The following is a 4,583-nucleotide window of genomic DNA, read 5'->3' as shown; positions in this document are numbered from 1 at the left end:
GTGTAGGGCTTATTATGCACGCTTAAAAATAATAAAAGCAGACTTGACCTGATAGTTTGGCTGTGAGCAATTATGTGCTTAGTGCATCTAACGCCTGAATTAAGCTGCGCCGCGAAGCGGCGTCGGCTTGAATGAACTGTTAGACATCATTGGCGTGGAGCCGAGCAGACTGGCGGCTTCGTGCTTCACAAAGTAAATGAACGCAGTCAACTGATCAGCGCGTGAGGCCAAGCAATCCATCCCTTGTCCAAGGTAAGCCTGCTGGGCTTCAAGCAGCACGGGCTGATGTTGGACGGGCAGGCGTTCCATTACCCAGTTGGCAGCTACATCCTTCGGCGCGATCTTGCCGGTTGCTGCGCTGTACCAAATGCGAGACAAAGTAAGCACTACATTCCGCTCGTCGCCTGCCCAATCCGGTTGTGAGTTCCATAGTTTCAAGGTGTCGGCCAGTGCTTTGAATAGATCGCTTTCCGGGACTGAGTTGAAGAAATCTTCCGCGGCCGAACCTGCCAAGGCAAGGCTGTGTTGCCTTGCTTTAGTTAGCAGAATAGCCAGATCAACATCGGTTGTCGCGGGCTCGAAGATGCCCGCAAGAATGTCCTTGCGCTGCCACTCCCCGAATTGCAGTTCCCGTCTGGCTGGATAACGCCAAGGAACAACATCGCCGTACACGACGATGGTAACTTCCAAGGCACGGAGAGCTTCACTTTGGCCGGGAGAAGCGGAAACTTCCAGGAAATCTACGAACAGAGCCTGCCGCACAGTCTCATCGAGCTGTGCAGTCACAGTAACCAGCAAATCAATATCACTGCATGGCTTCAGGCCACCGTCGAGTGCAGAGCCGTACAAATGCACGGCCAGCAACGTCGATCCCAGATGATGCTCGATGACGTTGAGTGCCTGTGATAGCTGTACCGAAATCTCGGCGGGCACTGCGTTGCTCATGATGTCTAACTCCCAATTTGTGTAGGGCTTATTATGCACGCTTAAAAATAATAAAAGCAGACTTGACCTGATAGTTTGGCTGTGAGCAATTATGTGCTTAGTGCATCTAACGCCGCTAAGCAGCGGCACATTTTGCGTTTTGAGCGCAGCGAAGCAAAATGTGTCCGATGGCTTGGATGGTTAACCCCTTTGCCAGATTTGATAGCGATAATTTATATTTGAATGAAATTCCTGCTCGAACACCACATTGAACTCTTTGGGGATTTCCGGAAAGAAAACATTGCCCTCTGGCTCGGAATCTATTGTCGAGATATGTAGCGTGTCGGCATGGGCGATCAGACTCTTGTAGATCTCTCCACCACCAGAAACAACAACATGGTTCGTAAGAGTCTTTAGCTCCCTCATTGCTGCTTCTATAGATGGAAACACAACCACATCATCGTTAGTAGCTACCGATCCTGAGCGGCTGACAACTGCATACTTTCTATTTGGGAGAGCCCCCATTGCCTCAAATGTTTTACGGCCGACTAAGAGCCATTGATTGTAAGTTATTGCTTTAAAAAGCAGCTGCTCACCTTTAGCGTTCCACGGGATATCCGAGCCGCAGCCAATAACCCCATTTCTTGCTTTTGCAGCCATTAGTGATATTTTCACGATACTCCTTTGGGTTAACGCCGCCATAAACGGCGACAGGGTGGCGCGCCTATTGCGCATAAAATGGCGAAGCCATGCGCAACAGGCGCGGAATCTCTGGCGTCCGGTTTGATGGCTTTGTTATGCAAAGGACTAGTCTTCAATGACGTGTAAACCACGGCGCTTTAAGTCCTCCAACGAATCCAACATTCCCCTTATTAATTCAACAGGATGCCCCTCCCAGTCTTCAACAACGCCAACAATTCTCAAGGGTTCGCAGGTTCTATAGGACTGTGTTGGATTACCGGGAAATCTTTTGTTCGTAAGATTCGGATCGTCTTCGAACGGTCCTGTTGGCTCAACTATGTATATGTAGCCGCGACCCTCGAGGCCAGACAGTGACATAGCAAGTTCAGCTCCCCAAACTGCTGGCTCCATCAAGGCTGAAAAGTAGATGTGCTTAAGAATACGACCGTCCTCGAAATGAGAGATGAACCCTGTGGTTAGCAAGTCACCAATCGCCAAATTGGCTTTGGTTCCATGATAGAACGGTCCTTGCACCTGCTTGTAATTATCATGAGAGATGGGAATCCAATCTTTTACCATTTTAAGACCCTTAATTGTTGGGATTTGGCTGCATAACGTTTGACATGAGGGGCGGCCAAGGGCGCCAGCCCTTGGACGTCCCCCTCGATGGAAGGGTTAGGCATCACTGCGTGTTCGCTCGAATGCCTGGCGTGTTTGAACCATGTACACGGCTGGACCATATGGGGTGGTTACGGTACCTTGCCTCTCAAACCCCGCTTTCTCGTAGCATCGGATCGCTCGCAAGTTGCTCGGCGACGGGTCCGTTTGGATCTTGGTGACCTCGGGATCATTGAACAGCAACTCAACCAGAGCTCGAACCAGCTTGGTTCCCAAGCCTTTGCCCAGTTGTGATGCATTCGCCAGTAACTGGTCTATTCCGCGTACTCCTGGATCGGTTTCTTCTTCCCACCGTCCGTCCCCGCTTCCAAGAGCAACGTACGACTGGGCATACCCAATCGGCTCTCCATTCAGCATTGCAATGTATGGAGTGACGGACTCTTGCGCTAAAACGCTTGGCAAGTACTGTTCCTGTACGTCAGCAAGTGTCGGGCGTGCTTCTTCTCCGCCCCACCACTCGACGATATGAGATCGATTTAGCCACTCATAGAGCATCGCAAGGTCATGCTCAGTCATGAGGCGCAGTGTGACGGAATCGTTGCTGTTGGTCACGATGCTGTACTTTGTGATGCCTAACTTTGTTTTTGCGTTGCTCATGATGTCTAACTCCCAATTTGTGTAGGGCTTATTATGCACGCTTAAAAATAATAAAAGCAGACTTGACCTGATAGTTTGGCTGTGAGCAATTATGTGCTTAGTGCATCTAACTTTGTTTTAGGGCGACTGCCCTGCTGCGTAACATCGTTGCTGCTCCATAACATCAAACATCGACCCACGGCGTAACGCGCTTGCTGCTTGGATGCCCGAGGCATAGACTGTACAAAAAAACAGTCATAACAAGCCATGAAAACCGCCACTGCGCCGTTACCACCGCTGCGTTCGGTCAAGGTTCTGGACCAGTTGCGTGAGCGCATACGCTACTTGCATTACAGCTTACGAACCGAACAGGCTTATGTCCACTGGGTTCGTGCCTTCATCCGTTTCCACGGTGTGCGTCACCCGGCAACCTTGGGCAGCAGCGAAGTCGAGGCATTTCTGTCCTGGCTGGCGAACGAGCGCAAGGTTTCGGTCTCCACGCATCGTCAGGCATTGGCGGCCTTGCTGTTCTTCTACGGCAAGGTGCTGTGCACGGATCTGCCCTGGCTTCAGGAGATCGGAAGACCTCGGCCGTCGCGGCGCTTGCCGGTGGTGCTGACCCCGGATGAAGTGGTTCGCATCCTCGGTTTTCTGGAAGGCGAGCATCGTTTGTTCGCCCAGCTTCTGTATGGAACGGGCATGCGGATCAGTGAGGGTTTGCAACTGCGGGTCAAGGATCTGGATTTCGATCACGGCACGATCATCGTGCGGGAGGGCAAGGGCTCCAAGGATCGGGCCTTGATGTTACCCGAGAGCTTGGCACCCAGCCTGCGCGAGCAGCTGTCGCGTGCACGGGCATGGTGGCTGAAGGACCAGGCCGAGGGCCGCAGCGGCGTTGCGCTTCCCGACGCCCTTGAGCGGAAGTATCCGCGCGCCGGGCATTCCTGGCCGTGGTTCTGGGTTTTTGCGCAGCACACGCATTCGACCGATCCACGGAGCGGTGTCGTGCGTCGCCATCACATGTATGACCAGACCTTTCAGCGCGCCTTCAAACGTGCCGTAGAACAAGCAGGCATCACGAAGCCCGCCACACCGCACACCCTCCGCCACTCGTTCGCGACGGCCTTGCTCCGCAGCGGTTACGACATTCGAACCGTGCAGGATCTGCTCGGCCATTCCGACGTCTCTACGACGATGATTTACACGCATGTGCTGAAAGTTGGCGGTGCCGGAGTGCGCTCACCGCTTGATGCGCTGCCGCCCCTCACTAGTGAGAGGTAGGGCAGCGCAAGTCAATCCTGGCGGATTCACTACCCCTGCGCGAAGGCCATCGGTGCCGCATCGAACGGCCGGTTGCGGAAAGTCCTCCCTGCGTCCGCTGATGGCCGGCAGCAGCCCGTCGTTGCCTGATGGATCCAACCCCTCCGCTGCTATAGTGCAGTCGGCTTCTGACGTTCAGTGCAGCCGTCTTCTGAAAACGACAAACAGCCAGAAAGGCTGTTACAGGCGATTTGATCTGCAACCTATTGGTTAAATTAATGTATCAAAAACGATGGTTTTTGTGACAGTCTTGAAAAGTCCTGACTTCTCCCGAAAAATGACTCCCCTCATGTAACAAAACTCGTTACTGTATCAACATAACAATAACCCCATAACTAATTAGCGAGAAAAGAATGAAAATCGGCTATGCACGTAAATCTACGGGCACTGTTGCAAAGTTAGCG

The 4,583-nt window shown here is 52.5% G+C and carries 5 protein-coding genes; 1 reads left to right on the top strand and 4 read right to left on the bottom strand.

Translation table 11 applies throughout. The features are described 5' to 3' along the window. Positions 1-99 precede the first annotated feature (99 nt). The 4 genes from DD597_RS24685 to DD597_RS24670 all read right to left on the bottom strand — a co-directional run bounded on the left by DD597_RS24685 (position 100) and on the right by DD597_RS24670 (position 2,835). On the bottom strand, positions 100-945 hold the full coding sequence (locus DD597_RS24685) for an ANT(3'')-Ia family aminoglycoside nucleotidyltransferase AadA16 (protein WP_001749984.1): 846 nt from the start codon (positions 943-945) through the stop codon (positions 100-102). A 180-nt stretch (positions 946-1,125) separates the two neighbouring features. After that, positions 1,126-1,599, bottom strand: a complete 474-nt coding sequence (dfrA27, locus tag DD597_RS24680) for a trimethoprim-resistant dihydrofolate reductase DfrA27 (RefSeq protein ID WP_001749985.1) — start codon at positions 1,597-1,599, stop codon at positions 1,126-1,128. Between the two features lie 132 nt (positions 1,600-1,731). Beyond that, positions 1,732-2,184 (bottom strand): NAD(+)--rifampin ADP-ribosyltransferase Arr-3, encoded by a 453-nt coding sequence (locus DD597_RS24675; protein WP_001749986.1) that lies wholly within the window; start codon positions 2,182-2,184, stop codon positions 1,732-1,734. Between the two features lie 96 nt (positions 2,185-2,280). Beyond that, positions 2,281-2,835: a fluoroquinolone-acetylating aminoglycoside 6'-N-acetyltransferase AAC(6')-Ib-cr5 gene (locus DD597_RS24670; protein WP_063840321.1), complete on the bottom strand. Its 555-nt coding sequence runs from the start codon at positions 2,833-2,835 to the stop codon at positions 2,281-2,283. A 291-nt stretch (positions 2,836-3,126) separates the two neighbouring features. Between DD597_RS24670 and intI1 the strand changes: the two genes are divergently transcribed. Next, the gene (intI1, locus tag DD597_RS24665; RefSeq protein ID WP_000845048.1) at positions 3,127-4,140 is read left to right on the top strand and encodes a class 1 integron integrase IntI1; all 1,014 of its coding nucleotides are present in this window, start codon (positions 3,127-3,129) and stop codon (positions 4,138-4,140) included. Positions 4,141-4,583 lie beyond the last annotated feature (443 nt).

Origin of the sequence: Enterobacter cloacae complex sp. 677-3DZ2D5B, from assembly GCF_004136695.1 — a bacterium.
Classification (GTDB): Bacteria; Pseudomonadota; Gammaproteobacteria; order Enterobacterales; family Enterobacteriaceae; genus Enterobacter; species Enterobacter hormaechei_C.
Note: the sequence above shows the minus strand (reverse complement) of the source record. Positions and strands in the feature narration are given on the sequence as shown.

What these genes read in the sequence shown, in the direction of transcription:
- DD597_RS24685 (WP_001749984.1), bottom strand. Translation starts at nt 945, where the DNA reads ATGAGCAACGCAGTGCCCGCCGAGATTTCGGTACAGCTATCACAGGCA.
- DD597_RS24675 (WP_001749986.1), bottom strand. Translation starts at nt 2,184, where the DNA reads ATGGTAAAAGATTGGATTCCCATCTCTCATGATAATTACAAGCAGGTG.
- intI1 (WP_000845048.1), top strand. Translation starts at nt 3,127, where the DNA reads ATGAAAACCGCCACTGCGCCGTTACCACCGCTGCGTTCGGTCAAGGTT.